Raw genomic sequence first — 3,716 nt, 5'->3', positions numbered from 1 at the left:
GCCGGTCGGCTCAAGCACCTGCCCGCGTCACCCTACGACACAACATCTGGTGTGGTCGTGAACTGACCGGAGACCCGCACACCCACACAAACCGCGAAGAAGCCGGAAAATTATAATGTCTATTAAAATGACCCTCGGAGCGGCGCTTGCTGTGAGCATATTGTCCTCGGCAGCCACTGCCCAAACGAGTGCTTCCGCTTGGACCGATCTCAACCTTCGCGCAGGGCCTGGCCCCCAATTTGAAATCATTGACGTCATTCCTGCGAGCGGCGAAGTCGCGGTCGCCGGATGCTTGGAGTCGGCAAGCTGGTGTAAAGTTACTCATAATGGTACAGTCGGCTGGGCGTCTGGCGACTATTTGACCACCATAATGGGTGAAGAGCGTGTCGCAATTTACCCCAATCGGGAATCTGTTTCGTTAGAAACTGTTGTCCATTCTGACACCTCCGATGAAACAACTGCTGCAAGCGGCGTCACCGGTGCAATCGCCGGCGCGCTGATTGGCGGACCGGTCGGCGCGGTCATCGGTGGAGTGGCGGGTGCCAGCGCAGGTGCGGCCATCGATCCAGGACCGACGGTAACGACCTATGTTCAAGAAAACCCCCGTGACGTCATCTATCTCGACGGCGAGGTTGTTGTGGGCGCCGGAGTGCCTGAAACCGTAAAACTCTCCGAAGTGCCAGACAGCACATATTCGTATGCCTACATCAATGGCGTGCCTGTGATTATAGAGCGTGAAGATCGCCGTATCATCCAAATTGTTCGTTGATTTAGACAATTTGATGCAGGGAGCGGCCAAAAACTTAGGCCGCTCTTTGTTTGCATGATGTCAGGTTGCAGATCACTTGGGTAATGTTGAATAAGATGCTGACAAAAAACGCGCGACCCGAATGGGCCGCGCGTTTGTCGTTTGGTCGGTATGCCGGGCCATGTGGCCCGGCTGCCGGATCGGAAGCGACCAGATTAGAAGCGGAACGTCGCGCGGACTTGCGCCGTGGTTGCTTCGACATCAGCACCAGCTGCTGCGCCATCGAAACTATCGAACTCGTGGTAAAGCACTTCACCACCAAGCGAGATGTTCTCGGTGATCAGATGCTCGTAGCCACCGCCGACAAAGTAGCCATCGGAGTCGCCGACGTTGTTCGTGTCAGCCATAGCATAGCCACCGGTTGCATAGAGCAGACCGTTGCCCAGCTTGTAACCGCCGCGCAGTTTGGCGCGGAAGATGTTGTCGACAGTGGTTTCGGGAACGTTGCCCAGACCGACGTCGGTCCAGTCGTAGTCCAGACCAGCACCGACGACCCAGTTGCCCAGATCGTAGTCGTAACCGGTGGTCAGACCACCGATGAGGCCATCGCCATCAACGCCGGCAATGTCGGTGTCGATGTTGGCGTAGCCCAGCTGGCCACCAGCGTAGAAGCCGGTCCAGTTCGGGGACGAGAAGACGGGTGCCGGCGCCGGAGCGATGACGGGCTCTGCGGGTGCGGGCTCGATGTTGCCAGCAAACGCGGTGCCTGCCATCAGGGCGGAGGCTGCTGCTGCGGAGAGGAGGTATTTCATGTTGTGTCCTTTCTTCGTGTTCAGACAACGCTGGTGAAGCTCACCGTTAACGTGTCTTCTAAGCCCATATTTAGCATCGGCTTACGTGATGCAACGATCTGCGCGAGGTATTCGTCTCAAGAAAATGCAATACGGATAGACGCTAAACGGTCCAGTTTACTTTGTGGTCGCACAATCATGGGTGTCACGGCTATTTTTACCATTTATTACAGAGTTTTGACCTGAAGGCAAAAACACGCGGGATTTGATGCGGGCCAAGCGCGGACATCCCCGATTGTTACGTTTATAGCACACCAATGTCTGTTAGTGCGGCGCCCAACTCGCGCGGGAGAGCGTCCTCACTCGTTCGCTGATCAGCGATGTCCGCAGGCACATCTGCGCCGTGCAGGTAGCGCCGCCACCGCTGAAAGTGCCGTTTCAGCGCCGTCGCGGTGCGTACAACCTCTGGGCCGAGCAGGATGGCGGAGTGGCGGATTCAGTCGGCGCCAATGATCTGATCGAGGCGACAAATTCTCGAGCGGCATTGAAGCACACCTTGGATGACCCAATAGATCGAGCCGCCCTTCAACAGTTCGGCCTCGCGCGTTTGCCACCCTCGGGTGACGTCGCGCAGCGGCTTGGCCGCACGTTGCGTGAAGCCCCTAAAGCGCCCCGCGCAAAACCTGAATCGCGCGGCTTCCCACTCGTATGATTTTGTGATTCATCCTTTTTGGGAGGATGGATCATGTCAGCACCTTTTCCAGACGCGCTTCGGGCGCGGTTTCTTCGATACATTGAGGAAGGGTTAAGTGGTCGCGCGGCGGCATTGCGCTTGAAGCTCTCGCCTGCCACGGGAGCGCGGTGGGCGATTGCGATCCGGCGGACGGGCCGGGCGGAGGCGGCTCCGCAGGGGCGGCCGAAAGGCAAGGGCAAGCTGGACCCGTATCGGAGCTTCTTTGCAGAAATCATTGAGCAAGATGGTGACATCACGATGCCCGAGCTGAGTGCAGCCCTGTTTGACGCAACGAGCGTTCAGGCGCACCCCAACGCCATCGGTAAGTTCCTTCGCAAGTTGGGCTACACGTATAAAAAAAGTCACTGGTCGCCAACGAACGCCGCCGTGCCAAGGTAAGGCGGCAACGCGAGGATTGGTTCAAGCACCGCATTTCAGCCGTATCGAAGCACCCGGAACGCGTTGTCTTTATTGATGAAACATCAGTGAAGACGAACTTGACGCGGCAGAGGGGATGGGCCCCTTACGGCAACCGCCTGATCATGGACGCCCCCTTCGGCTCATGGGGCACCCAGGCCTTCATAGCCGGACTGAGTGCCGACGCGATGATCGCTCCTTGGGTGATCAAAGGCGCCATGGATGGCGCGGCCTTCGCCGCTTATGTTGAAAAGGTGCTGGTGCCGGAACTCTCACCCGGAACCGTGGTCATTCTGGACAATCTCGCCACGCACAAAAACGCCGAAGCGGAAAAGGCGATGCGCAGCGCAGGATGCTGGTTCTTGTTCCTGCCGCCATACAGTCCCGATCTCAACCCCATAGAGATGGCGTTCTCAAAGCTCAAAGCACACCTGCGCCGGATCGGCGCACGCTCATTCACAGACATGTTTAACGCCATCGCTGAAATCTGCGGCCTATACTCACCCGAAGAATGCTGGAACTACTTCACGGCTGCCGGATATGTCGCAGGTTAAAGGCGGGGCGCTTTAAAGACAAGTGGACACGAATCATCAGTACGCTTTGCCGTCTGCCTCACATAGCGTCGGAATCTACTCATCATGGGAAAGGGGCTGTACCAACAACAACTATTGTTGATCGTATAGGCGAAGTCCGATCAATCTGGACGGAAAAGCTTATCGGCCGTATCCTGACCTGCTCGCAAGAGCGCATTCAACTCTGCACGAAGCGCGACAGCTTCACGGCTTCGCTCGCCATGCCGATAATTCGGATGCGCCTTGCCGAGTTTCGCTCCGCTGCGTGCACCGTGCATTCGGCAAACGCTCCATCCGCGCACTGCGGGGCTCTTGCACGGCAAGCCGGTGCGTTTTGATTTTGCGGTGCATCTGGGCGCACAGTGGTAGTGCCCCACCGGGTGGTGTAAGAGGCCGCGCGCGAAGCCCTTGGCGTAGCGCAGCGCGCGGCCGGGTCTGGCGGCCACCGCGCTTCT

The 3,716-nt window shown here is 57.9% G+C and carries 3 protein-coding genes and 2 pseudogenes; 2 read left to right on the top strand and 3 right to left on the bottom strand.

All coding sequences use genetic code 11. From position 1 onward, the window contains the following. The first annotated feature begins 115 nt into the window (after window positions 1-115). A complete protein-coding gene (locus V8352_RS21470) occupies window positions 116-769 on the top strand; it encodes a DUF1236 domain-containing protein (RefSeq protein ID WP_336426294.1) in 654 nt (217 codons plus the stop codon). A gap of 194 nt (window positions 770-963) precedes the next feature. Here the strand turns inward: V8352_RS21470 and V8352_RS21465 are convergent, their stop codons facing one another. Both V8352_RS21465 and V8352_RS21460 read right to left on the bottom strand, forming a co-directional pair. Continuing rightward, window positions 964-1,560, bottom strand: coding sequence for an outer membrane protein (locus tag V8352_RS21465; protein WP_336426293.1), 597 nt, complete (start codon window positions 1,558-1,560; stop codon window positions 964-966). A gap of 283 nt (window positions 1,561-1,843) precedes the next feature. Continuing rightward, window positions 1,844-2,260, bottom strand: a pseudogene (locus tag V8352_RS21460) (DUF1489 family protein). Between the two features lie 24 nt (window positions 2,261-2,284). On the opposite strand from V8352_RS21460, the gene V8352_RS21455 reads away from it, so the two are divergent. Beyond that, window positions 2,285-3,243, top strand: a protein-coding gene (locus tag V8352_RS21455; protein ID WP_336426292.1) for an IS630 family transposase whose coding sequence is annotated in 2 segments (ribosomal slippage) — window positions 2,285-2,626 and window positions 2,629-3,243 — 957 coding nt in all. Because the reading frame shifts where the segments join, the coding sequence is not laid out codon by codon here. A gap of 140 nt (window positions 3,244-3,383) precedes the next feature. On the opposite strand, the pseudogene V8352_RS21450 reads toward V8352_RS21455, so the two are convergent. Further along, window positions 3,384-3,716, bottom strand: a pseudogene (locus V8352_RS21450) (hypothetical protein); the annotation flags it as partial.

The organism is Roseovarius sp. D0-M9 (assembly GCF_037083805.1).
Lineage (GTDB): Bacteria > Pseudomonadota > Alphaproteobacteria > Rhodobacterales > Rhodobacteraceae > Roseovarius.
The sequence above is the reverse complement of the archived record's forward strand: the minus strand, read 5'-3'. Positions and strand labels throughout refer to the sequence as shown.

Excerpts from the sequence above, each read along its gene's own strand:
- V8352_RS21470 (WP_336426294.1), top strand. The coding sequence starts at position 116 with ATGTCTATTAAAATGACCCTCGGAGCGGCGCTTGCTGTGAGCATATTG.
- V8352_RS21465 (WP_336426293.1), bottom strand. The coding sequence starts at position 1,560 with ATGAAATACCTCCTCTCCGCAGCAGCAGCCTCCGCCCTGATGGCAGGC.